Annotated in this window: 25 protein-coding genes; 7 read left to right on the top strand and 18 right to left on the bottom strand. The window is 46.3% G+C overall.

Features of this window, described 5'->3' with window-relative positions; all coding sequences use genetic code 11:
- Positions 1–152: 152 nt before the first annotated feature.
- The 5 genes from C170_RS05240 to yyaC all read right to left on the bottom strand — a co-directional run bounded on the left by C170_RS05240 (position 153) and on the right by yyaC (position 6,666).
- Complete coding sequence (locus tag C170_RS05240) at positions 153–2,753, bottom strand: O-antigen ligase family protein (protein ID WP_036607008.1); 2,601 nt, start codon at positions 2,751–2,753, stop codon at positions 153–155.
- 183 nt (positions 2,754–2,936) lie between these two features.
- A complete protein-coding gene (locus C170_RS05235; protein WP_051447021.1) occupies positions 2,937–4,184 on the bottom strand; it encodes a class I SAM-dependent methyltransferase in 1,248 nt (415 codons plus the stop codon).
- Positions 4,185–4,280: 96 nt separating this feature from the next.
- Positions 4,281–4,985, bottom strand: a complete 705-nt coding sequence (locus C170_RS05230) for a DUF6483 family protein (protein ID WP_036607006.1) — start codon at positions 4,983–4,985, stop codon at positions 4,281–4,283.
- Positions 4,986–5,256: 271 nt separating this feature from the next.
- Positions 5,257–6,048: an alpha/beta fold hydrolase gene (locus C170_RS05225; protein WP_036607004.1), complete on the bottom strand. Its 792-nt coding sequence runs from the start codon at positions 6,046–6,048 to the stop codon at positions 5,257–5,259.
- A 60-nt stretch (positions 6,049–6,108) separates the two neighbouring features.
- Positions 6,109–6,666 carry a spore protease YyaC gene (gene yyaC / locus C170_RS05220; protein ID WP_081745863.1) on the bottom strand — a complete coding sequence of 186 codons (558 nt, stop codon included), beginning with the start codon at positions 6,664–6,666 and terminating at the stop codon, positions 6,109–6,111.
- A gap of 158 nt (positions 6,667–6,824) precedes the next feature.
- Between yyaC and C170_RS05215 the strand changes: the two genes are divergently transcribed.
- Positions 6,825–7,049 carry a DUF1128 domain-containing protein gene (locus C170_RS05215; protein WP_036607002.1) on the top strand — a complete coding sequence of 75 codons (225 nt, stop codon included), beginning with the start codon at positions 6,825–6,827 and terminating at the stop codon, positions 7,047–7,049.
- A gap of 96 nt (positions 7,050–7,145) precedes the next feature.
- Here the strand turns inward: C170_RS05215 and C170_RS05210 are convergent, their stop codons facing one another.
- On the bottom strand, positions 7,146–7,871 hold the full coding sequence (locus tag C170_RS05210; protein WP_036607001.1) for a pirin family protein: 726 nt from the start codon (positions 7,869–7,871) through the stop codon (positions 7,146–7,148).
- Between the two features lie 139 nt (positions 7,872–8,010).
- The gene (locus C170_RS05205; RefSeq protein ID WP_036606999.1) at positions 8,011–9,030 is read right to left on the bottom strand and encodes an asparaginase; all 1,020 of its coding nucleotides are present in this window, start codon (positions 9,028–9,030) and stop codon (positions 8,011–8,013) included.
- Positions 9,031–9,207: 177 nt separating this feature from the next.
- Here C170_RS05205 and C170_RS05200 point away from each other — a divergent pair, with 177 nt between their 5' ends.
- From C170_RS05200 to C170_RS05185, 4 genes are all read left to right on the top strand, one after another.
- Positions 9,208–9,909, top strand: coding sequence for a phosphatase PAP2 family protein (locus tag C170_RS05200; RefSeq protein ID WP_051447020.1), 702 nt, complete (start codon positions 9,208–9,210; stop codon positions 9,907–9,909).
- A 135-nt stretch (positions 9,910–10,044) separates the two neighbouring features.
- Positions 10,045–10,302, top strand: coding sequence for a GlsB/YeaQ/YmgE family stress response membrane protein (locus tag C170_RS05195; protein ID WP_017692278.1), 258 nt, complete (start codon positions 10,045–10,047; stop codon positions 10,300–10,302).
- A gap of 64 nt (positions 10,303–10,366) precedes the next feature.
- Entirely contained in the window at positions 10,367–10,774 is a 408-nt protein-coding gene (locus C170_RS05190) for a YtxH domain-containing protein (RefSeq protein WP_036606997.1), read from the top strand.
- An 84-nt stretch (positions 10,775–10,858) separates the two neighbouring features.
- Positions 10,859–11,224, top strand: a complete 366-nt coding sequence (locus C170_RS05185) for a DUF5665 domain-containing protein (protein ID WP_017692276.1) — start codon at positions 10,859–10,861, stop codon at positions 11,222–11,224.
- Between the two features lie 20 nt (positions 11,225–11,244).
- Here C170_RS05185 and C170_RS05180 read toward each other — a convergent pair whose 3' ends face one another.
- The 11 genes from C170_RS05180 to C170_RS05130 form a co-directional block, all read right to left on the bottom strand.
- Positions 11,245–12,273, bottom strand: coding sequence for a magnesium transporter CorA family protein (locus C170_RS05180; protein WP_442789453.1), 1,029 nt, complete (start codon positions 12,271–12,273; stop codon positions 11,245–11,247).
- Positions 12,274–12,409: 136 nt separating this feature from the next.
- Entirely contained in the window at positions 12,410–13,183 is a 774-nt protein-coding gene (locus C170_RS05175; protein WP_036606995.1) for a sigma-70 family RNA polymerase sigma factor, read from the bottom strand.
- Entirely contained in the window at positions 13,180–13,632 is a 453-nt protein-coding gene (gene rsbW, locus C170_RS05170; RefSeq protein ID WP_036606993.1) for an anti-sigma B factor RsbW, read from the bottom strand. The genes C170_RS05175 and rsbW overlap by 4 nt, the downstream gene beginning before the upstream one ends.
- 18 nt (positions 13,633–13,650) lie before the next feature.
- Positions 13,651–13,989 carry an STAS domain-containing protein gene (locus C170_RS05165; RefSeq protein WP_036606989.1) on the bottom strand — a complete coding sequence of 113 codons (339 nt, stop codon included), beginning with the start codon at positions 13,987–13,989 and terminating at the stop codon, positions 13,651–13,653.
- 86 nt (positions 13,990–14,075) lie between these two features.
- On the bottom strand, positions 14,076–15,752 hold the full coding sequence (locus C170_RS05160; protein WP_036606987.1) for a response regulator: 1,677 nt from the start codon (positions 15,750–15,752) through the stop codon (positions 14,076–14,078).
- A 16-nt stretch (positions 15,753–15,768) separates the two neighbouring features.
- Positions 15,769–16,641, bottom strand: a complete 873-nt coding sequence (locus C170_RS05155) for a CheR family methyltransferase (protein ID WP_036606984.1) — start codon at positions 16,639–16,641, stop codon at positions 15,769–15,771.
- 86 nt (positions 16,642–16,727) lie between these two features.
- The gene (locus tag C170_RS05150) at positions 16,728–20,453 is read right to left on the bottom strand and encodes a response regulator (protein WP_036606982.1); all 3,726 of its coding nucleotides are present in this window, start codon (positions 20,451–20,453) and stop codon (positions 16,728–16,730) included.
- Positions 20,450–21,619 (bottom strand): PP2C family protein-serine/threonine phosphatase, encoded by a 1,170-nt coding sequence (locus C170_RS05145; protein WP_036606980.1) that lies wholly within the window; start codon positions 21,617–21,619, stop codon positions 20,450–20,452. The genes C170_RS05150 and C170_RS05145 overlap by 4 nt, the downstream gene beginning before the upstream one ends.
- 341 nt (positions 21,620–21,960) lie before the next feature.
- Positions 21,961–22,305 carry a general stress protein gene (locus tag C170_RS05140; RefSeq protein WP_017692267.1) on the bottom strand — a complete coding sequence of 115 codons (345 nt, stop codon included), beginning with the start codon at positions 22,303–22,305 and terminating at the stop codon, positions 21,961–21,963.
- Positions 22,306–22,399: 94 nt separating this feature from the next.
- The gene (locus tag C170_RS05135) at positions 22,400–22,933 is read right to left on the bottom strand and encodes a hypothetical protein (protein WP_036606978.1); all 534 of its coding nucleotides are present in this window, start codon (positions 22,931–22,933) and stop codon (positions 22,400–22,402) included.
- Between the two features lie 68 nt (positions 22,934–23,001).
- The gene (locus C170_RS05130; RefSeq protein ID WP_036606976.1) at positions 23,002–23,511 is read right to left on the bottom strand and encodes a DUF948 domain-containing protein; all 510 of its coding nucleotides are present in this window, start codon (positions 23,509–23,511) and stop codon (positions 23,002–23,004) included.
- 220 nt (positions 23,512–23,731) lie between these two features.
- Between C170_RS05130 and C170_RS30365 the strand changes: the two genes are divergently transcribed.
- Both C170_RS30365 and C170_RS05120 read left to right on the top strand, forming a co-directional pair.
- The gene (locus C170_RS30365) at positions 23,732–23,896 is read left to right on the top strand and encodes a DUF1328 domain-containing protein (RefSeq protein ID WP_017692264.1); all 165 of its coding nucleotides are present in this window, start codon (positions 23,732–23,734) and stop codon (positions 23,894–23,896) included.
- 374 nt (positions 23,897–24,270) lie between these two features.
- A complete protein-coding gene (locus C170_RS05120; protein WP_051447019.1) occupies positions 24,271–24,789 on the top strand; it encodes a hypothetical protein in 519 nt (172 codons plus the stop codon).
- The last annotated feature ends 3 nt before the right edge of the window (positions 24,790–24,792 follow it).

Raw genomic sequence — 24,792 nt, 5'->3', positions numbered from 1 at the left:
AAGGAGGAGCTAGAGGCCAAATAAGACGTCCTGTGTTCCTTAGAAAATCGCATACCCATCCGCGAGGAGCAGCCAGCTTGGACTCCCAGAATTTTTAGACGCTGACATCCATCATCATTTCGCTTGGGTTAGCGTCAAGATCCAGCAGTGATTCAAGGGCTCCGCTTGGTCAACTCTAGAGTGAACGGAGGAGAAGAACCCGAAGCAAGCCTGCGCAGGTTCTCTCCATAGCCTGGAGCATGTTCTTCCAGTACAAAACGACGATCATTGCGAACATTTCCTGCTTCCACTTCCTCAGCCAACAGTTGATACCGTTCATACATCTGGACACCAGCGACGGCAGTCTGTCGGGCTCGATCCGTGAATCCTGCCTTCCATTCCCGCCTCGCTGCCTGCTCCATCCAATACAAAGCCACGGATTGGCCATTGCCATCATACCGATTCAATGCGATCGCTTGTTCAAAATATTCTCCAGCCTGCTGTCCTTCGCCGAATTGTGCTGCCAATCGCCCCAGTTCGATGTAAATCTGAGGGTGCATCGGGGAATGGGACAGGCTGTTTAAAAGGAGTGATTCTGCTTCTCGTCCCGGGAGCGTTCGCGCAAGAGATATCACGATATCCGATCGATTCTGGTTAGACTGAAGGGCAGCCATAAGATGCACCTTCTGTGCTGGAGTGCCATCCGGTTCAGACATCGCCTGACGGTACTGCACTTCTGCTACGGCATATCGGGAGGTCAGCCAGACTGTTCCACCAATCCAGAAAAGGATGATCATCACTGTGGATACCCTTATTAGCCGAGCAGTTACTCGCTGAAAAATATGAAAGAAGGAACGCATCGGGACAGCTGACGGGTGGGATTGGGTTGATAAATATCGCAAGAAAAGAGATCTGGATTTAGATCTCAATTTAGATCCCGATTTGGATCTGACATGAGTATATTTCACAGTTACGCCGGATCGCTGGACTCCCTCTGTTTCCGTCTTCAATGCAGTTGCCCAAGCACCAAGCCAGATGAAGAGCATCCAAAATAGTGTAAAGCTCCAGTCAAAGTCCATCGCCCCATGCAGGCCAAAAATAAGCACGGAAGGCATGAGCTGGGGTGCAAAATGAAAGATGCTTCGCAGGGTGAGGAGAAACCACCCTGCGACAAGCAGGATGCCGATCATGCCCGTGTCCAGGGCGAGATCGAGCAGGCCGTTGTGAACCTCGCCTCCAACATAAGGCGAGGATTGAATGGCGCGAAACATGTTGCGCCATGTATCTCCCCCGTGGCCGAGCCATGCGGCCTCGGTCCACAGCTGGAGGGCGTCCCGCCACATCTCTAGGCGGGACACCCCAGTGCCGACACCCGCCGCGAGGCGATCAGCGGTGGAGGCCACGGCCATCAGTGCAGCGGCGGCTCCCGCCAGCACGATGGCCGTCAGGGCAGCGGCGCGCGGAGCCTTGGCGGCGCCGCTGTGCCATAGACGGCACAGCAGCAGCGTGCCGAGCAGCGCAGCTGCCCATGCCCCGGCCAGTGCCAGCAGGCCGGGCACGGGTGCAGGCGCCAGCTGGGCAGCAGCCAGCTGGCGGTACAGCCAAGCCGCGCACGCCAGTGGCGCGGCCATGGCCAGCAGCAGCGGCAGGCGGGCACCGCGCCGCTGCAAAGCAAAGGCGGCGACCGCGGCGCAGCCGGTCGCCAGCCAAGCGCCGCGCGACTCGCTCAGCAGGAGCGCGGCTTGCGCGGGCATGAGCGGCAGCATTGCCGCGATGAGTCGCCCGGCCGGCACAGGCCGGGCTATGACTCGTGCGGCGGCTATCAGCCGCTCCAATGCGTACATGCCAACAACGGCACCGTACGCATTCGGGTACTGCAATAGTCCGCCGAGCCTTGCTCCAGCGGAGCTGATCTCGGGGTCAGCAGTTCGCATCACCCCGAAGGGCAGCGGCAATATCCCGCATACGGCAAGGATGCCGCTTAGCACAAGCAAGCCGCCTGCCATCTGCCAACCGCAGGCTAACCAACGCGCACCATTCGTGCGCGCAGCCAGTATTGCGGTGAGCAGCGTAAACATCCCAAGCAGGCTCCACCGCAGCATTTCATCCATGCTGCCCTGTTTACTCACCGAGCCTGCCCACGCATGTACCCCAAAACATGTCATCATCCCCAGCGGCCACAACACCCGCAATATTCCTTGGATTCGAATCATTCGCCAACCCATTCGTTCATTGTTCCCTAGCCAATGTACCGGTGACAGAGGTACTTGTTTTCTTCCTTGCTCCTGCTCCTGCTCTTGCTCTTTCTCTAGACGAATACCGACAAGAAATAGCACAATCATGATCAATATGCTTCCTGCTGCGATCAGAATGACCGGATACAGATCAGCCGAATAGTACAGCCCACGACTCAGACACCCTGCGAGTAGCAAAACAATTATGACTATGGCCAACCCAACAGTACATCCCGAACCTAAAATACGTTCACTCCTCAAGGTCCAAGAAAAACTCCCTGACGCATCGGTCTGAATAGCTCCATTTGGATTATTTTTATCATCTTTTTTATACGTATCACGTTTGTTGTATGTATGTTCCCTATTATATGTACTGTCTCCACTATCCCTAATGTCCCCATTACATAAGTCCTTGTTATCTACAGATTCTGTACCATTTGCGTGGTGAGACCGTTCAAACGCCTGTTTCACTATTACCTCGTTCGCCGCATACCCTCGTCTATCCCTCACAACTCCCTTATCCATTGTCCTATTCTTCATCTCTACCCTCCTTCCAGCACTCCATATGCATAACAAAAAGACAGAAGATCCCGATAACGGGTCCTTCTGCCTGATATACATCTGAAAGTTATAATGTTGATTGCTACGAAGTATGTGCATAGAATATCATTTTACATTCAGGGACCCTAATTGCAGTATGTCCCTGGATTGGCGTTGGCACACTCAGCAAAGGTCGCAATTTGCGGAATCTTGAACGGTTTCTTTGCTCGATTTTGATTTCCCGTTGGCCTGCTTGCCATCGCCAGGAAGCAAATCGGCACAAGCCCGCTCCAAATATGGATCAGCATGAATGAAATCACGGAAAGCTGTGTATTCATTCCACATCTCCGTCACTTCGCCAGCCTGACCGCGAACAGCACGAATCAATATGTTTTTAGGCGTATTCTCCATATCGATGAATTCAAGCAATTGTGTCTTGTATCCCATCAGATCAAGCAACTTGGCACGAATCCCATCCGTAGCCAGTGCGGAAAAACGTTCCTTGAGGATGCCATGGGACAACAACGGATTCATCACGGAAGCCTCTACTTGGTCAAACAGTTCATGCTGACAGCAAGGAACAGACAGAATAACAGAAGCCCCCCAACGAACTGCCTTCTCCAAAGCAGCATCGGTAGCTGTATCACAGGCATGCAGCGTGACAACCATATCCACTTCATTCAATTCATCGTAGTCCGCGATGTCTCCAACCAGAAACTTCAGATCGCCATAATGCAATCGATTAGCCAGATCATTACAGTGTTCAATTACATCTGCCTTCAAGTCCAACCCAATAATCTTGAGTGAACGCCGTTGTTGTACAGACAGATAATGATATAACGCAAATGTCAGATAAGACTTGCCACAACCAAAGTCAACGATGGTCAGTGGACGTCCTTCCGGCAGATGTGGTATGACATCCTGCACCATTTCGAGGAAACGGTTGATCTGTCTGAACTTGTCATACTTGCGGGCCAGCACACGACCTTCTTCGTTCATAATACCAAGTTCAACGAGGAACGATACGGGTACGCCTTCTTCTAATACATATTGCTTCTTGCGATTATGCGACAGATCCACCGCAGTTTTGGAAGCAGATTTGGTCAGAATGGATACTTTATATTTTTTGCTGATCAAAATTTGATAGTCTGCCTCGGTCGTACAGAGCAGCCCTTGACGAAACGTCTCTTCGCATAACAAAGTCATGCGCTCAGCCGCTTCAGCCGGAGTCAAATTCTCGTGCAGCACTTTGTTGTTATAATGAAATGCAAATTGATAATGCAGCTGATTCTTCAGTGTCACCGGCTTGACTTGCACTTTGGTATACGAGACATTGTCCCGTCTGCGCAGCTGGCTCCAGGTCGCTGTAATCAGCGAATTCTGTTCAAAGATGTCTTGTATAAGCTTTCGCAATGAATCCACGGGGTACATCTCACTTTCGATTTGGTTTGGTCAACCGTTACCATACCACAATTCCGTTCCCTCTCCAAGTAAAGGCATGTAACAGGCCTTGATCCAATCCATATTTTATGAGTTCATCTCTTTACGACTTAGTTCAGCTAGTCCCTCTTCAACTTCGTTCCGTGGCAGACCGCCCTGCTCCAGTTGTTCATCCGTGAGTGGGCTCAACCTTTCATAGAATGCCTGTACATCATCTCGGTAGCTCACCGGGAATTCAGCACCAAGCTGTAACAGCCTGTACCAACTGTTCTCTGCCTGGTCGTAATGTCCTTGTTGTTCACGATACAGGGCAAGCTGTCTTTCAGTTCGAGCAGGAAGTTCATATTCTTTCGTAAGCCCCAACACACCCTCCACCCGTTCCGGTGCGTCCAACAACTTGGGATTAGCGCCATGATTCAATGCATACAGGTAGAAATGAAGTGATCTCATCAATCGAATGACAGCCTCATCCTCTGCGTCCATTCTCTCCTGATCATCGATACCTTCCACTTTGGCCTTCTCTTGATAGATGTAAGCCTCTTCTTCAATCAGCCTCGCGGCTTGCTGCAGATTATCTACCTCAATCATTCCGCGAAAACGGAACATTTCAATAACATCCTCTGCTGGCAATGAGTTCAGTAGAGATAAGTTCAACCCAAACTGCCTGCGCATCAGCTCATCCAGTTCAGACAATGCCTCGGTGTGCTTACGCTGCTGTTTGAGCGTGAACACTTTGCCTATTGCTTCAGTCATTTCCTCCATCATACGGAGCAGATAATCTTTTCTGAACATGCTGTATGCCCCCTCATCATTCGACCCTATACATTCAATCGTTCTCATATCGTTCCTTTATATTTATTTTAATTCATGCCATGACAAAAAGCCAAAAACAAGACACACGTGTCTTTGCTCTGGCCATGAACACACTAAACCCCTGCCTATCCCAAAGGGACGTGGCAGGGGCTCGGTTGAAATGGAACTGGGTACTCCTCCTCCACAAGAGGTTGAATCATCCAGGAACCAAACTATATTCTAATTATATCAACATAAATCACTTCATCAATTACTTCGATAATCCAGCCATAAATTGTTTAATGACCTGAATTAATTCTTCAGGAGCTTCATACATGCTCATATGACCTGCACCCGCAATCACGGCTTGCACGATATGTGGCTTGTCACTTGTAAATGTGCGTTCTGGCGGGATAACAGCATCCTTCTCTCCCGCAACCAGCAATACAGGTAAAGGTGTAGCCGATAACACATCGCGGCGATCCGGGCGTTCTCGCATAGCAAGTGCAGCACCAACAGCACCTTGAGGAGCAGTCTGGTATCCAATTTCCTTCACACGTGTTACATGCTTAGATAGCGATTCCACATGTTCCGGTGCAAACAGTCCGGGAACCAGTCCATCTACAAAATTCACGATACCTTCGGTCTGAATGGTGGATACAGCGCGCAGGCGTTTTTCCTTGGCTTCTTCACTGTCCGGATAGGCTGTCGAATGAATCAGACCAAATGCATTCAAACGCTCCGGGTGACGTTGTGCAATCGAGAGCGCAATGTATCCCCCCATCGAGTGTCCCAGAAGGACCGCTTTTTCCACATTCAACTCATCCATCAACTGTAATACATCGTTGCCCATCTGTTCGATGGTATAACTTCCTACAGGTGCATCTGTTTTTCCGTGTCCACGCAGATCAGGTACGATACAGCGATAACTGCGTGCCAGTTCAGGTACGACCTCATCCCAATACGATGAACTGCCACAGTATCCGTGGAGCAAAATGAGTGCTTCTCCCTTACCTTGTTCGGCATAACAAATCGTCGTTCCATCACACATCACTTTTTCCATATGAATCCCTCTCTCTGCGCGAATTAAATAATTCAGGTTGTATATTATTAAGCCTACATATCATGAATGAAACGTTTGTCTACATTTCCATGCTTCAATTGCGGCGTCTGCAATCGTTCGGGACATCCCCATGACCAAGTGAAGCGAGGTCATCTGCAAAATGGAATAGGGCCTTGGTCCATTCGCATTAACCACAGCTGCTACACTGTATTGTCCAACAGGGGGTAGCTTGCCTCCGACCGATTGGGCCGGAATGAGTGGGTTATTCGAGAGATAGTATGTACCTACCGCCTGCTTTGGACCCAGACATGCATCAATCGCTATGATGGCATGGTGTGCAGGAATAAGTGCCAATTTCTTTTCCAGCGTATCTGCATCACAAGGGGAAGACAGCGTGCCAATCACGTTCTCCATTCCGCTCTCTTGCAGTAAACTTCCTGTCAGTGGACCCAGAGCATCCCCGGTGGAACGATCAGTACCGATGCAGACAAACGTGATTTCAGCTGGAGAATGAAGTTGAACGATGTTTTTGAAAAATAAGACCAGATTCTCTGCAGGCACGCCTTTGCGGACTTCCCTTCCTTGATGGCGAACCATTTCTCGCTTATACGCTGCCAAGCTGTATTCCCTCCAGTGCACTCAGGTTTCCGTTAAATCCTGTTGTTGTATCCATCATTGTAACCGATGCTTGGTTTCCTCGCAAAAGCATTAGCCTGAGCGCTTCCAATCATGATACAATAACAAGAGTTTCCGATACGGAAGGGATGAACTTAACGATGGATTTATCACAAGCAACAGCAGCCAATATGGAATATATGATTGAAGCGATCAAAACCAAACTTCGTATGGCAAGCGGTGCCGCCATGCAAGCTTCTTCATTCCCACTTGAGAAATATGAAGATCTGTTTGACCTGTATGAAATGATTTTGAGCAAGGAACATCTCAGTATCTCTGAAGTGGAAGCTGTCGCTTCGGAACTGGGTAATCTTCGTAAATCTTAAGCCAAAAAAGGACCTGTTTTCCACATCACCGTGGGAACAGGTCCTTTTTCACATATTTATATTTCCAGACTATCTTTTAAGGAATAAATCCCATCCTTAAGGCAGGTCAACCAAAACAAATTCAGCAGGTTCACTGTCTGTGCTCGTGATTTGCAGATCACAGCTTTTGCGAATTCGTGCGGCATCCCCTGGCTTGAGGTTGAAGTTGCCATCCGAACAATGAATCTCCACATGCCCACTAATCAGGAAAAGATGTGTCCGTCGATCTTCGTGTTGCGGGTACATCAACTTTTTCCCGGACTCCAAATGGGAGAGGTAACAGGTTACATCCTGGGAAATAGGCAATGCGCCTTCGCTTCCCTCTCCCCCTTGCCCGGATACAATCGGACATAGACGGTTCAAATGCTCCTGCGGCTCTATTCTCCGATTCGTATAGGATGGTTTCAGCATACGCTCCGATGGCAAAAACCACATCTGGAGGAAACGTACCGGTTCATCCGCTGACGGATTGGTCTCGGAGTGTTCCACTCCCGTACCCGCACTCATCACTTGGACCGTACCCGGTTCAAGCAATTGTTCTGTTCCCATACTATCCGTATGTTTGAGTGTACCCGATATGACATAACTGACAAGTTCAAGATCATGATGTGGATGTTTCTTAAAGCCTTCTTGCGGCATCAGCGTGTTTTCATTATGAGCCAACAGACAGCCAAAATGGGCGTTGCTTGGATCATCATAATCCGCAAAGGAAAAGCTGAATTCACTGTGTATCCAACCTCGATCCGACGTGTGCCTTTCTTCCGATGTCACCACTTTAATCATGTTCATCCACCTCCAAGGGTTTAGAGCTGCCACATTACCGCGGCAGTCCATGCGTGTATATGAATTGTATAGATGAATACCAGTTGGTATGTCATCTTTACCCGGGGTCCGGCAACTCTAATCACGCCCCTTCTTAAGGTTATACGCTATCTTCAAGTGAGTGAAGAATGAACTCACTATCTGCATGACCTACAAGGGTACCCGCATCATTTCGGATGTCCGAAGGGAATACTTCAGCCAATCGTGCAATGGTTCTTTCATTGGAATAACCAATCTGTTTCAGGATGGATTGGGTAATGAAGGCCCACTCTTCCTCAGAACCATCAAGCACCTTGAAGGTGATTCCCAGTCTTTCTTTTTTCAGACCAAAACCGAATACCCCCTTGAATCCACCCTTCGCTACAATGTTATTGTCTTCCAGCAGCACTGAATCTACACGCTCCGTGCCACCAACCATCAACGGATGTTCATTCATAGCTGATGTTATGGTCTCTACAGCTGTTCTTGTGGAAGGATCAGCGATAAGATCTGGACAAGCGAGCTTCAGATAGGCGTTCGACAATGCCGACAACGGCAAAGAAAATACCGGAAAGCCGCAGCCATCCGTCCCAAGCTTAATCTCTTTTTCTTCAATACCTGCCAGGTCGGCAAAGGTTTCAAGAATTTCTCGTTGTACCGGATGATCCGGTTCAGCGTAACTGCCCAGATCAACCTGCTTCATCTGACTGTACCCCAGAATTCCCAGATGTTTTCCGGAGCAGTTGTGCAAGATGCGCCGTTTCTCTCCTTGTCCACGTAACCATTGATTACGGCTTTCTTCATTAAGCGGATAACTTGGTGCACAGATCAGGCATTCTTCTCCCAATCCGATCTTACCGGATAACTGCTCCAGCACCCGAATGTGTTCAGGTTCCGAACGATGCGAAGAGGACATAATGGCAATCTCCTGTGCTGATAGGCCATAGTGACTGGCAATTCCTGCCCGAATACCTGGAATGGCTTGAAAAGGTTTGGCAGATGAACGAGTGAACGCTCTAAAATGAGGGTCACCAGCCGAGTATACGATTCGTCCATACTCATCCGTAATACTTATGTGTCCGTAATGGGCGCATTCCATAACGCCTGCACGGTATTCTTTAATTAACAAGGCACTCTCCATGCGAGTTCTCTCCTTTGTGCTCCCGATTTCATCTCTGCTTTGCGTCACGACGCCGCATGGGATATCTTAAATAGTATAGTACAAAAGCGACGTTTTTACAGTTTTTTCGACAGGCATTTCGGGTATAGCTTTATCATCTATGTTCATCTACTACAATAACTGAAGGAGAAACTCATTATGCCGCGCAAAACGTATTCACCAGCCTCATTCAGTTCAAATTCCGGTACGTTATTAAGTCCACTCCTCAACTGGGGTTTGGCTGGTCTGGCCCTCAGCGCATCGGTCGTATTTATCTTGGCAGGTCTGGGTGCCTGGTTGGGTGCTGATGTTATTATTCGTCTGGATGATCAAATTCAGCAATTATTTTATCTGAATTCAGATTCACGTCTTCATCTATTCCCTTACACTGCATTCATAACCGCACTGGGTTCATTCAAAATCTCTGCTGTGGCTGCAGGAGGGTTTGCTCTTCTTTTCTTCATTCAACGCAGTCCAAGGTTTGTTGTATATGGATATGCGCTCACGGGAAGTTTTGCCATGATGTGGATTCTGAACACGTTATTGAAGGAATTTTTCAGACGAAGCAGACCTGAACTCGATCATCTGCTGGTCGTTCACGGGTACAGCTTTCCAAGCGGACATGCCATGATCTCCATGGGCTTCTACGGCATGCTCTTTGTAATCTGGGCCATTGAAAGACAGCGACATAACTCTTCCGGTGTGTGGCTTCCTGTTCTAGGTGGTATTAGTTTTATTTTCTTGATTGGCCTCAGCCGGATCATGTTGGGCGTTCATTATCCTACGGATGTATTTACTGGATTTACTGCTGGATTGGCATGGATCTTCTGTATGGTTAAAGGCATTAAACAAAGCCACTAAAGAATGAATTCCACTAATTTCCAGTTCATTCATCCTCATCTTTATTGTTTCACAGGGTTGCACGGGGTTTATATACGAAGTAAGCAAACGCGAACAGACAACATCCTACATCAAGTTTAAAAGGAGGCGGTTGTTATGTGGGGCATCATTATCAGCATTGTGATGGCTGTCATCATCGGTTTGATCGGAGATGCACTTGCCGGTCACAACATGCCTGGAGGCATAATCGGTGCAATGATTGCCGGATTTGCCGGAGCCTGGCTAGGAGCACTTTTGCTTGGTAACTGGGGACCAGTTATCGGTAACTTTGCCATTATCCCTGCCATCATTGGTACAGCGCTCTTTGTTTTCTTGCTGGGGCTTGTGTCCAGACTGCTAAGACAGGCTGCCTGATTCGGGCAACAAGGTGTTCGTTGTTTCGTATTTGTTTCTTAAATTGAAGAAGGAGTGATTAGACATGAATAAAGCAGAAGAGCAATATCCTGTACAGACGGGTTCCACTTTCGCAAAAGGTATTTTCATCGGGGGTTTGCTGGGAGCTGCAGCAGCACTACTCTTTGCGCCTAAACCGGGACGTGAATTGCGTGGTGACCTTTCCGAGAAAGTGGGCATCGTTACTGACCGCACCAAAGAAGTGGCAACTGTTGTAGGTGACAAAGCCTCTGAACTGGCTAAAACGGTCTCTTCCAAAACTTCCGACATTGCAAAAACGGTAAATCAAGGCCGCAATGATGTAATGGACTCTGTGAGAAAAGCGTCCGCTGATGTGGCTAACGAAGCATCCCGTGCATCTGATGAAGTGGCTGCCGCTTCCGTTGAAGCGAAGGAAGATGCACGTAAAGAACTTAACTCGACTAGCCTGTAAGGCGATACAGATCGAGTGACTAATAGCCAGCTGCACTCCAGCTGGCTATTTTTTATCCAATGAGAGTTGAGGAGGACAAATAATATGAGTAAAGTTACAATCAACGGTAATACTCCAATTACGGGAGGAACACCGGCCCAGCAGTATGATACAAGCGAGCACCCTTTTGAATTGCGTCATGAGGTAAAGCGATTGAACACCCGTCTGGACCAGATTGCGGACAGTCTGGAGAGAGCACAGATCAAGGATATTATTGAGAATTACAGCAGTCCCAAAAAGCGGATTATTACCAATTTTACAGCGGGCATGGCACGAGGTCTCGGTCTGACTGTGGGTACCTTTGTTGTTCTCGGTTTGCTGGCATTCATTCTCAGCCAATTCGTGAATATGCCGATTGTGGGCCAATATATCGCTGACTTGCTTGGTTATATTGAAGATTACAAAAACTAAGAGGACTAACCAACAGTAGGCTATCCCTTACGTTTTTCCGTTGCTCCTTTTTTCTCTGTCTCTTCAGCTGAAGGCTGTGAGGATTTCACTTTGAGCAGATCTCCTGTCCAGCCTTTCATCATCAGCCATACATACATGCTGATCATGCTTAAGATAATGACAACAAGGACCAGTACAACTCCCCATGATTTGTCGATAAAGGGCAGGTTCTCAAAGTTCATCCCCCATATCGCGCCAGCTGCCGTGGCAGGTATGAACACAGCAGTAACAATGGTCAGCGTCTTCATGATCTCATTGCCACGTACACCGGAGATCGCATTATCAATGGAGATTAACGTATCGATCTCTTTCTCGTAGTGACTAAACAAACGTTCCATTCGCTCTACTCGATGTTGGAGCTGCTGGAAATATCGATTTTCGTTGATTTCACTGAGATAAGCCTCATGGGCAGCAGCCATCAGTTCCGAATAGGGGATAAACAGATTGCTCCAGTATAACAGTTCAAATCGGGCGGCCAAAATCTGGTCCATTAAAGTTCGGGCATTGCGGGATTCCATCTTCCGTTCCAGATCACGCAGGTTCATCTCAAAATGATCCATCCCCACATGGTAGTAATGCAGTATAGCTCGAAAAAGTACAAACATCCCGTCCCTGGCTTCACTACATTGCTGTAACATATGGGCACGTTCATCCGTCTTCATAATGCCTCGTGTATTGTCATCCATATTCAAGGTAACCAGGTTATTGCGATCGACATAGAAAAACATCTGATTATCTTGACGTTTGTCATCTCTCTCATTCTTGACCGCATACAACAATGAACCAAATATGACTGGTTCTGTACCATTCACGAAACGGACGGACAAATAATTCGATTCCACTTCCGGAATCTTATGAAGCCAATACCGCATATCCGGAAACGCCTCTGTCAGCTCCCCCAACGCATCGTTCATGCTATCGGTGTCAGGCGCAACCCAATCCCACCATTGCCAATGGCCCGAGCAAGATAACTTGTCACGGCGAGCTTCCAACTTGATTTGGTTCACAATCACAATATCCACTCCTGCACTCATGTTCTTCATTGCATACCCATATCTTTTTGATCCCAAAAAGGACACGTATGCATTTCAGCGCATTGACGTGTCCTTCTTTATGCCGTACTCAACAACATTAGGGTTCCATTTTTCATAACATTGAAGCATTAGACATGATCTGTTTCAGTTTCTCTGTAGCTCGCTTCTGAATCCGAGATACACTCATCTGTGAAACACCAAGCTTTTGGGCAATTGCCCGCTGAGATTGGCCATCCTGGAATGCTAGAATAAGTACCTGCTGTTCTTGTTCCTTCAATTGTCCCAATGCCTGTTGCAAGTCCATCCGTTTTTCGACCGAATCATAGTCATTAACATCTGCACTGATCAGTTCTCCCAATGTTGCTGCACTGTCATCCTGAGATAAAGGAGAATCCAGTGATACATAGTGGTAACATTCCCGACCAGCCAGAACTTCAATTGTCTCTTCTGCAGTCAGATCAAGGTATTCAGCAATTTCGTTCACACCGGGTGAGCGCTCCAGCTTAACGGTTAACTCATCAATGGCATGTTGCACAAGGGCTCCCTTTTCCTTAATCCTCCGGGGCACCTGAATATACCAGGATTTATCACGCAAGTAGTTCTTCATATGACCGATCATGCTCTTCATGGCATAAGGTTCAAACGGAATACCCAGGTTGATATCGTATTGCTTAAGCAAACGAATCAAAGCCATCTGCCCGGTCTGATACAAGTCTTCGTATAGATCGGGGCGATTCCGAGCGATTTTGCCTGCTGCCATCTTGACCATTGGTTCATATTTACGGATGAGAACTGTTGCAATTTCATTATCTAGGGTCTGCTGGTATTCCCAGATCAAACCTATAGCTTCAGACATGGACTCTGGGGGAGTCACTTTTTCATTCATACTTTCTCCTCACTTCTTGCAAGACGTTTTACGAGTACTACTTTCGTACCTTTGCCCGTCTCACTTTCCACACTGACATCATCCATCAAGGCTTGCATCAGGTAGAACCCAAGTCCGCCAATCTGTGCTTCCGTCAGTTCTTTGTCGTGTAGACCGGCACGTGACACAGCAGGGTTCATGTTCTCGAAGCTTGCACCTTCGTCCTTGACAATAATGGACAATGTTTCGCCATCCACTTCGAATACAACTTCAACCATGCCGCCTTCGTGTGAGTAGGCATACAATACAGAGTTGTTACAGGCCTCGGATACAGCAACTTTCATATCCTCAATGTCTTCGTAGGAAAATCCCATTTTGGATGCTACTCCATAGAGATTGAGTCTTACAATATCAACGTAATCAGCTGTCGCAGGTAAATTAAGGGTGACTCTTTGAACTTCTGCATTCATTCCTTTTTCGATCCTTTCCTATTGGGAATTCTTCTGTGTGACAAAGAATTTGGCGATGCCCGTCATGTCAAAAAGTTTCTGAATCTGCGCAGGAACTTCCTGTACTTCAAAGCGAGCTTCCATTCCATGTCTGGCCTTCAGAACAGATAACAAGATACCAATCCCTGTACTATCGATATACTTCAATTCTTTCATGTTAATCACAAGATCCTGTTCCTTGTTATCCACGAGCGGCTCCATCACCAAGCGGAAGTCAGGAGCAACCGACAAATCCAGTTCGCCAGTCAGGTACACCGTGCACACGCCGTCCTGAGTTTCAGTTCTTGCATTGAATTTTTCATTTTTATTTGTATTCATTAGACATCTCTCTCCTGATCAATGGTTTCCTTACCTAATAACCCAACTTCAGCATGAGTGAATCAGAAAGAAGTTTGGAAAATGTTTCAATTGGCCTGATTCATGGCTGAAGGGCCTGGTTCTAACATTTGTCGTTGTTTCTGAAACTGGGCTATTTTCTGTTTTACATTGCCCATTTTCACCGGTTTACTAATATAATCATCCATGCCGGCAGCAATACAGCGCTGCTGAATACCTTCCATTACGTTAGCAGTCATGGCTATAATGATTGGCTGATTAGACTGGGACAGACTCTCTCGAATCCGCCGTGTACATTCCAAACCGTCCATCACAGGCATCTGCAGATCCATAAACACATAGTCATAGGGATAACGGCTGCCGTTTACCATATCGAGTGCGCTCTGTCCATCTTCAGCAATGTCTGAGAGCAACCCCAGCTTACCAAGCATAATCGCCATCAACTTCTGGTTGATCGGATGATCATCCACAATTAATACCGTAGGATATTTATTCTCATTTTTCACATCCGTTGGTTTCTCTTCCCCGTTCCCCTGGACCAGTTCAGTTTCTACATAACGTTTCGCCTGAATTGTAAATACAAACGTTGCTCCCCGTTGCTCTGTTGTATCCAGATAGATCTGTCCACCCATCATTTCAACCAGAGTCTTGCATATTGCCAGTCCTAAGCCAGTTCCACCGTATTTACGTGTCATGGATGTATCCAGCTGGGAAAACGGCTGGAACAGGCGATCAACTTTGTCTAAAGCGATACCTATCCCGGTGTCTTTAACGGCAAACTCCAATGCCATTTCTCCATCCTCTTCTTCCTTAACTGACACGATCAGATAAACTCCACCCTGATCGGTAAATTTGATCGCATTGGCAATAAGATTCAAGAGAACCTGACGGAGCCTTGCCATATCTCCATAGATTAATTCAGGTACAGAATCTTCCAGGAAATAATCCAGTTCCAGATTCTTTTTGCCTGCTTCTGCAGCAAACAATCCCAACACTTCCCGAATACAGGAGACAATTTCAAAAGGATGCTCTTCCAGTTCCATTTTGCCGGATTCCATCTTGGTAAAATCAAGAATGTCGTTGATGACCGTGACAAGTGCATCTGCGCTGCGACGAACGATGTCTGCATATTCCTTCTGATCTTCCCTCAGTTCCGTTTCCATCAGCAGATCAACCATACCGATAACTCCGTTCATCGGTGTACGAATCTCATGACTCATCATTGCCAGGAACTCAGTCTTTGCATTGGCTGCAATTTCTGCTTCTTCCTTGGCCTGAATGAGTTGTTGGTTCATCTTCTCCAGTTCCTGTGTCTTCTGGTGAAGAAGCATGGTCTGTGTCTTCAAACGTTTATTGGTGATAAACATCTCCACAAAGCCCTCGATTTTGGATTTCAAAATCTGAGGAATAAATGGCTTAACCATGTAATCAATGGCCCCGGCTGAATATCCGGCAAACAAGTGCTCCGCTTCTCTGCTATTGGCAGAGATGAATATAATCGGCACATCCTTGGACTTGTCCCGTGCCTTAATTAACTTTGCTGTCTCAATTCCGTCCATTCCAGGCATCTGCACATCGAGAACGATAACCGCAAATTCGTCTTTTAGCAGACAGCGGAGTGCCTCTTCTCCGGAAGTTGCCTTAACGAGTTTATATTGTTCCGATTCCAGAACTGCTTCAAGAGCAAGCAAGTTCTCAGGGCGGTCATCTACCAATAATATGTGGATTGGTTCATTGAGCCCCATGGCTAACCCTAACCCCCTATTTGATCTTCCGGTATATTTTTTCGGTCCGGTCTAACGGCTCATAGGTATCACTGAACTCTGTAAAATGTATCGATTCTTTCGACCCCAGAACCAGAATACCAAAGTGGCTCAAGCTCTCATGAAACAGCCCATGCACATGGTTCCGCAGTTCATCATTAAAATAAATCATGACATTACGGCAAAAGATAACATTAAACTCGTTAAATGACCGGTCTGTTGCCAGGTTGTGCTCGGCGAAAATGATGTTCTTCCTTAGAAAAGGATGAAATATCACCGAATTGTATTTCGCTGTATAGTACTCGGAGAAGGCTCTGGTACCCCCTGCCTCCAAATAATTTGTAGTAAATAGTTTCATTTTCTCAATACCATATACGCCTTCTTTGGCCTGTTGCAAAGAGCGATCATTCATATCCGTTGCGTAGATTCTTGCCTTGTCATACAGTCCTTCCTCATGCAACATGATGGCCATGGAATAAACTTCCTCTCCTGTAGAACATCCCGCATGCCATATTCGGATATACGGGTAGGTTCTCAGGATAGGAATAATCTGTTCCCGAAACATTCGGAAAAGCGAAGGATCTCGAAACATTTCCGTTACAGGGATGGATAAGTTCTGTACAAAACGTTCAAACGCGGAACGGTCATGAAGAACACGCTCCTGCAAGCCGGATATGCTCTTAACACCTTCAGCATGTGCATGATGCCAGATTCTTCGTTTCAGGGATGGCAGTGCATAGTTTCTAAAATCATATCCATATAAACGGTGCATGCCTTCCAACAGCAACTCAATCTCGATCAGCTCGCGTTCTTCATCTTGCGGCATACGGACCAAATCTGCCCCCGTCTCGGTAGGTTCCCACGGTGTCATAAGTTCTCTCCACTTCTTCATTTGTTACTTGCGTATTCGTCGTATTGTCTTTCATTACCCAAACAATGAGCATACGAATAATGAACTTACGAATACAGCCATACGCGCATTAAGGATAACAATTGATCTGTCTGGATCGGTTTTTTCACATAATCAGATGCTCCGGCCTCAATACATTTGCCGCGATCCTCTTTCATGGCTTTGGCCGTAAGCGCAATAATCGGCAACTTTTCAAACTGCGGGATCTGTCTGATTCGTGTCATCGCTTCATAACCGTCCATCTCTGGCATCATCATATCCATCAGTACCAGATCAAATTCCGGATTTTTGTCTAAAATCTCCAAAGCCTCTCGGCCGTTCTCAGCAAACGTCACATCCATCCGATAGCCTTCAAGAACACTCGAAAGGGCAAATACGTTACGAATATCGTCATCTACAAGCAATATTTTCTTGCCTTCAAACAACGTTTCTTTGTTGTGTAGTTTCTGTAAGATTCGACGCTTGTCTTCCGGCAAATTGGCTTCTACCCGATGCAGGAACAAAGTGGTCTCATCCAGCAGACGTTCCGGTGACTTCACATCTTTGATAATGATGGATTCCGCATATTTGCGCAGCTTCATTTCTTCCTTGGAATCCAGTTCTTTGCCTGTATAAATTATAATCGGCAGATCGTTCAGATATTCATCATCGCGAATCTGGTCGAGCAACTCAAACCCGGTCATATCCGTTAACATCAGATCCAGTACCATACAGTCATAACGCTGGCTGTGTAATTCATTTAACGCCTCACTACCTGTCGACACAGCAGTGATTGCAACATCATCATGACCAATCAATTCAATAATGGCTTTACGCTGAATTTCATCATCTTCGACGATCAACAATCGTTTCAATTGATTCTCAGTATATGATTTGATATGTGAGAATGCTTTATCCAGTGAATCCTTGCTCGAAGGTTTTTTCAGATACGCAATGGCGCCCATCATCAGACCTTGCTTCATATCATCAATGACTGAAATCACATGAACCGGAATGTGGCGTGTTGCCGAACTGCTCTTCAGCTCGCCCAGAATGGTCCAACCATCCATCACCGGCAATTGAATATCCAGGATAATGGCATCCGGCAGATATTGACGTGCCATTTCAAGTCCTTTATCCCCTTGAAGGGCAACAAGTGCTTTGAAGCCTCTTCCTCTCGCCATATCCGTCAAAATATGTGCAAAGTTCACGTCATCCTCAATGATGAGCAGGATTTTGTCACCTTCCATCAGATTCTCCCGATCATCTTCGATCTGCGTGACATCTGGAGTATGGGAAGGAGAAAGATCTGTACCCACGCTACGCTCCGGATCAGGAGAGAGAATGGACTGATGACTTGAAAGCATGGTCCGTGCTTCGATGGACTTTTCATAAAGATCCTCTGAGGAAACAGCCGCTTCTCTTGAAGCACCTTCCTCCGCCAAGGCTTCCTCTTCATGATTATCCGGCAGGTATAAGGTAAAGCAGCTACCTTCTCCCTCGGATGATTCCACCTGTATTGCACCACCAAGCAAACGTGCCAGTTCCCTGCTAATGGACAATCCCAGACCAGTTCCACCGTATTTCCGACTTGTGGTCCCGTCTACTTGCTGGAACGCTTCAAAGATCAGATCCGTCTTGTCCGATGGAATACCAATGCCGGTGTCTTTTACACTGAATCCGAGATATTCCTGATTGGTGTTCATATAACCCGGCAGTTCTTCCGGTTTCATCCGTCGTCCAATTAGACTAACCGAACCTCGATTGGTGAACTTAAATGCGTTCGACAACAAATTCCGTAAAATCTGTTTGACGCGATGGCTGTCGGTGTACACCCATTCCGGTAGATCGCTGTCGAAATCAATATTCAAGTTCAGTTCCTTTTTGTTCGCCATCGGTCCAAAGTTCTGCTGAACAAAGCTGGTCAGCTCTTCCATTCGTACGGTCTCATAATTGATATCCATCTTACCTGCGTCCACCTTGGACAGATCCAGAATCTCATCAATCATCTTCAGCAGATCCGCGCCCGACATGTAGATGGTTTGCGCATATTCCTGCTGTTTGTCAGTCAGATTTCCACCTTTGTTCTCCGACAATAACTGGGACAATATGAGCAGACTGTTCAATGGTGTACGGAGTTCATGTGACATATTCGCTAAAAATTCGGACTTGTACTTGCTTGTCATCGACAGCTGTGTAGCTTGCTGTTCCAACTGTGTCTTCGTTTTCTCAATTTCGTCATTTTTCTCTTCAACTTCACGCACCTGCTCTTCAAGCGCCCGCGTCTTGGCAATGAGTTCCGTATTAAAATGTTCCAGTTCTTCCTGCTGACGCTGTAGCAACTCCTCAGATCGTTTAAGCGCCTCTGTCTGCTCCTCCAGATTCTCATTGGAACGACGAAGTTCTTCTTGCTGTGTCTGCAATTCTTCCGATTGAACCTGCAGTTCCTCAGTCAGTGCCTGGGATTCACGTAGCAGCTCCTCCACACGCAAACGACGTCGAACGTTGTTCAAAATTACGCCCAGGTTCATAATCAGTTGTGTGAATAACTGCTTGTGCAGTTCATTGAAACCTTCAAAGGAAGCCACTTCAACTACACCAATCAGTTCATCTTCAAACACGACAGGATAGATCATGATACCCGCAGCACGTGTTGAGCCTGAAGCTGAACCAATATGCACGTAATCTTCGGGCGTATTTTCCAGAATAATCGGTGTCATATCCAGCGCGGCTTGACCAATCAGGCCTTCCCCGATGCGATACATTTCCTTACCAACATCTTCGTTCTCTTCAAATGCGTATGCACCGTAACGTCTCAGTTCGTCGGGATGTTTCTCCTCATCGATCAGATAGACGACACCCAACTGAGCACCAAGCACAGGTGTGAACTCACTGATAAACATCTGTGAAATTTGGCGAATGGAGCCAATCCCCCGAAGCAGCTCCGGGACTCTTGCGATGTTCGAACTCATCCAGTTTTGATCCTGCTGAGCCTGCACATAAGCCCTCTCGATCTCCAGTTTTTCTTCCAGATCACTGGATACATCTTTGAACACACTGGCAATCTGACCAATCTCATCGGTTGATTTGACCTGTATGCGCCGAATGGTTCGGTAACGCCCTTTACCAAAGCTGGTAATCATCATAGATACAGTGTTCAGACCCCGTGTAATACTCGGCAGCACCCACAGAATGACACCCAATGCAAGCAACAACCCGGCAATCATGATACTTATCGTGATCTGTACTGCTCTCGTATACGCTTCGTTAGCGTTCTTGATCTCAGCATCAATCTCTTGGTCCTGATAACGTGAAAGAGCATTCAAACTATCCACAGTTTCTTTTTGCACCGCGAGTCCTGTTGAATTGCGGTAGTTATTCGCATCTTCTACCCGGTTTTGGGACATCAGGTTGATCTGTCTCGTTGCATAAGATGTATAAGCGGTCCACGCCGTATTCACACGATCCACCAGTTGATGTTCAGGTGCACTGTCTGCCCGGTTTCTCACTTCTGCGAGGTAACCATCCCCCCGATCCTTCATCTCCTTCAGGTCACCCTCAGCAGCATTAATCGAATTGTTCGGATTCAATAACAAGTTAGCCAGCACTTTGGCAATATCATTGACCTCTCCACGTGCAGCAGAAGTGAACCTTACTTTGAGATAACGTTCCTGATACATCTGATCAATCTGTTGATTACTGCTGTTTAACCGTTCATAACTCACAAACGTGAGCACGATCAAAATGGCCATCAGAGCGGTAAAACCAATCAGCAGTTTATTCCTGATCTTCATTCATCCCCCGCCCCTTTATTCAAAGTAATCCAGACCAGACATTTATCATCATCCCGCTCTTGGGGAATTTCGTCGTCAAAAAACATGGCCTGCATAGCAGCTTCATTCCACTGATGTGAGCCAGTCAGTTTTTCGATCAGGAATTCATGTTGTTCTTCCTGCCCGCCCTGAACAGCTTCCAATAATCCATCCGTATAGAGTGCAATATGCCCGTCACCCTCATAATGGATCGTTTGTGGTTCAATATCCATCTTGTCAAATAAACCAACAGGACAGCAGACGCTGTCAAATGTGGTGACACTGCCGTCGTTTCGGAAAAATAAAGCAGGTGGATGCCCCGCATTAACATAATCAATACGTTTCATCCGTGTATCAACGACCAAATAAATTGCCGTGAAATAATACTGCACCAATTGTTTTTCCAGATGGAGCTGGTTAAAACGACGGTTCAACTCCTGAATGACCTTCTCTGGATCCACATAAGTGGTAACCGTATCTTTTAACACAGAAGCGATAAACATGGTAAACAGGGATGAAGATATCCCGTGTCCCATCATGTCGAGCAGCAGTACTCCGTAACGGCCTTCCCCAAGGGGGTACCAAGAATACAGATCACCCGCAAGCTCAAAGGATGGTTTATAGATGGCATGCACTTGGAACAACGGGTCCCTAATTGCCGGACTTAATACAGCATTTTGGACCATCGCTGCCAACTTGAGCTCATCCTGAATACGTTGATCACGCTCTTTATGCCAATCCTTCTCCTGTTTCAAACGAAGTGCGAGTCGAATTCTGGCCATCAGTTCGACTTTATTAATCGGCTTGGTCACATAATCAGATGCACCAGCATCCAATGCTTCGGCAAGTTTCTTGGAGTCTCCGATGGCAGTCACCATAATAATCGGTATATCCTTCAGATTCTCAAATTTCTGCACAATACTGCAGGCTTCGATACCGTCCATCTCAGGCATCATCATATCTAGCAAAATCAGGTCAATATCCGACGGTCTTGGACGAAGTTCGTTGCTTTCCTCCCCAATTCCTAACACTTCAAACATTTCCATGGCGGAACTCGCCGTTACAATGTCACGATAGTTTTCTTTTTTCAGAATTTCTCGAATGATAATGACATTCGTCGGATTGTCGTCAACAATAAGTATTCTCATTGATATCTCCTTATCTGTGGCGTCCGGGTTTGTCGATTCTTATTAGGTTAAAACAAACGTTGATTATACAAATTTTGCATACAAAACGGCAGTAGACATAATAATTCCTAGTATAACTATAATCGTAAAAACAAAAAACTTCTATCAGTAAATGGCACCATCGTAGGGGAATATCCCCGCGACTCACCCTGTTTTTGCAGCGTCCTGATCCCGCTTCCAAACTTGCAAAAACATAGATAAGGAATGGGGAAAGCCCCATTCCTTATCTATGTTTTTGATTAAGCATTTTACATAAATGATTCAGAAGCTTGTCCATGTTCAGCAAACTTCAACTTATCGAGTTAATCTTTCTTTTTAGCAATAACGAGTACTTTACCCTTGTCGAGTTCACTCTCGTAGAAGTCCGCTTCGGCTTCGGTAAAGCCCATCGAAACAATTTTGGCCCGGAGTTCATCACCACGTGAGCGGAACAGATTCGCCAAGGAATCAAATACGCCTTCTTCCTTTATGCCAATTTCTTTGGCATCTGCTGTATCGGCAATTCGATCTGTACGATCCTTCTCATGGGCGAGAACAAAGATTTGATCAGCAAGGTATCCGGTAATCTGCAATTCTTTCACCGCTTCTACCGCCTGGACTCCGTTTTCTACCACTTTTGCATAAGCTTGCTCATTGGTTGAATTCATCGTTTCCACTCTCCTCTGATTTAATCTTCTGTATCGAGCTACTTAGTATATAACCATACTATATGGGTTTGAAACGATTTGGTAATAACCAATCCTAGGAAACTGTGTCATCAAAAAGATCAATGCCTTCAATCTGATGAGATCCTGACTTCATATATACCTTCAGAGCCTGGTCTCCACGGAGAAACACTTCTCCGTCCTCTGCCACATAATAAGGTTTCCCTAGAGCATGATGGATCGCTTCAATATTCATCTCAATTCTCTTTCCGTTTAACATGATGTGATTCTCAGATGCATCGATATGCACATATTGAATGACATCCGTATCTTCACACAAGCCAACCTTCACATCATGAAAGTGATATTCAGGACATCCCAGATAAGGATCTTCCTGCTTATGCCCCGGCTGGCCCTTATTGGCCAACAAATCATCCATGGTGTCATCCAGAGAAATGCCATTCAGAGTCCGAAAATGCTGGAAAGTCTCGGATCGATCAACAGCCAGAGTTACCTCTGACGCCTTCTCTTCCATTGCCGTCCATTGCATATCGTGAGCAGCGGGTACCGCTGCCGGTTGAACGGAAAAGGGAGAAATTACGCTAAACATCACAAGCAGTAGTTTCATCATGATTCTCACCCTTTCATCAGGTTCATCACCGCTCTGAAGGCTTCTTCATGGGTTACAAAGCGGTCATGTTACTTGCGCATCCGTTGCCATACGTTCGCTGCAACATCAACATACTTCATCCAGTTTTTCCCGCCCTTAGCTTCACCATTATATGTAGCTTCATAGGATTGCAGGGTACGATCCGTTGATGTAGCAGGCGGTGCAGTTACATGAACCGCTTCAGCATGCTTGGTCTGTTCAGCGTTGTTACGTTTGGTCTGAAATTTCGCCATCAGCGTTGTGGAAACTTGTTTGGCTGCTGCCGTCACTTCATTTAACACTTCTCCCAGATTTTCAACAGATTCCATAACAGGATCAATTTTTTTCATTTTGTGTTGTACATCCACCGTAATATCATTGGCATGTCTTACCGTCTGCTTCACTTCATAACTAAGTTCGTCAATGGTTTTCTGTACCTCCTGCAATGTCTGTGAGACATTGTCCAAAGAACCCTGAGCGGATTTCAAGGTACGAATTAAAAAGAATACCAGTACTGCAAATGCCACTGCAATCAGGGCCACGCTAATTTGATAGATCATAGAAGAACCTCTCTTTCCATATGTGCATCAGTTTGTTATTGCTATAGTTACCCGGCGATTTCCCGGACGAAACAATATTATATATCCCTTCATATATGCCTTCGCTTGGAAAAAAAACCAATGTTTCAAGCGGTTAGCACTCGGTTAAAGTTAGACTACACAAGGCGGTGAGGTGAACACAACTCACTCCACAATCAATTATACGAAAGGATGAATACTTATGTTGAAATGGTCTGTATTATTTCTAATTATTGCACTGGTAGCAGGTATTTTTGGATTCTTCGGTATTGTTGAAGCAGCTGCTTCAATCGCGAAAGTACTCTTCTTCATCTTTGTTGTACTGTTCGTAATCTCCCTGATTACGGGACGTAGCCGAATGCGATAACCTCAGGCTCTGATATGACTGAGTGTTTACTAAACGAAATACATACAAAAGCCGATCGTGCTCCCAAGCCGATTGGCTTTTGTGCGTTCAGGCATAGGTCAACTTTTCTATATTATGTATTGCACTCCCTTCTGCTTTATTCCAATCCGCTCTCGTATGAATCCCAAAAAAAACAGGACCTTCTTGAGATAGCCAACCCGGTTTTATCCCACTGAAGTATGATATTTACAGGCTTGCTATATACCCACATATGAGCCAGTTGACACTGGAGAATGCAAGAAAATATTGTTATAATTTGTGATTCATAAGGGTGCTTGCTTGGTTACTTGTAATCAGGACAACATTTTACATACCTACCGAGGAGGAAAAACAAAATGAAAAAAATCGTAAGTTTTGCCGCTGCTTTAACGTTGATGGGTTCGATGGCTGCCGCTGCGGGTGCGGAGGAAGCGGTTACTGGAACGGTAAATCCGGAAACAGGAACTGAGGCTACAACAACACCATCGACCACAACAACTCCGGCTGTTGAAGTGAACAAACCTGCTGTAGAAACAGTAGAAGGTACTGCTGAGACTGTAACAGGTACAACAGTAGACACTACAGGTGCAGAAGGTACTTCAACTACAACTGAAACGCCAGCTACGACTACAGATGACAAAATGTTTGAAGAGCCACTCGTAAAACCAGGTGATGAAGTACTGGCACCAACGATGTTGCTGAACCTTCTGGAGCGCACTTGGTTCTATGATGCACCTAACGGTAAACCAATCGGTGCATTAGGTTCCCAAGTCATCGATACAACAGGTGAAGTGGTTGATGGATTCGATGGCGGCGAGTGGGTACAAGTATACACTTGGAAAGGCAAAGCGTGGATCCACGTTGCCATTCAATAACAT

Origin of the sequence: Paenibacillus sp. FSL H7-689 (assembly GCF_000517905.1) — a bacterium.
Classification (GTDB): domain Bacteria; phylum Bacillota; class Bacilli; order Paenibacillales; family Paenibacillaceae; genus Paenibacillus; species Paenibacillus amylolyticus.
Note: the sequence above shows the minus strand (reverse complement) of the source record. Positions and strands in the feature narration are given on the sequence as shown.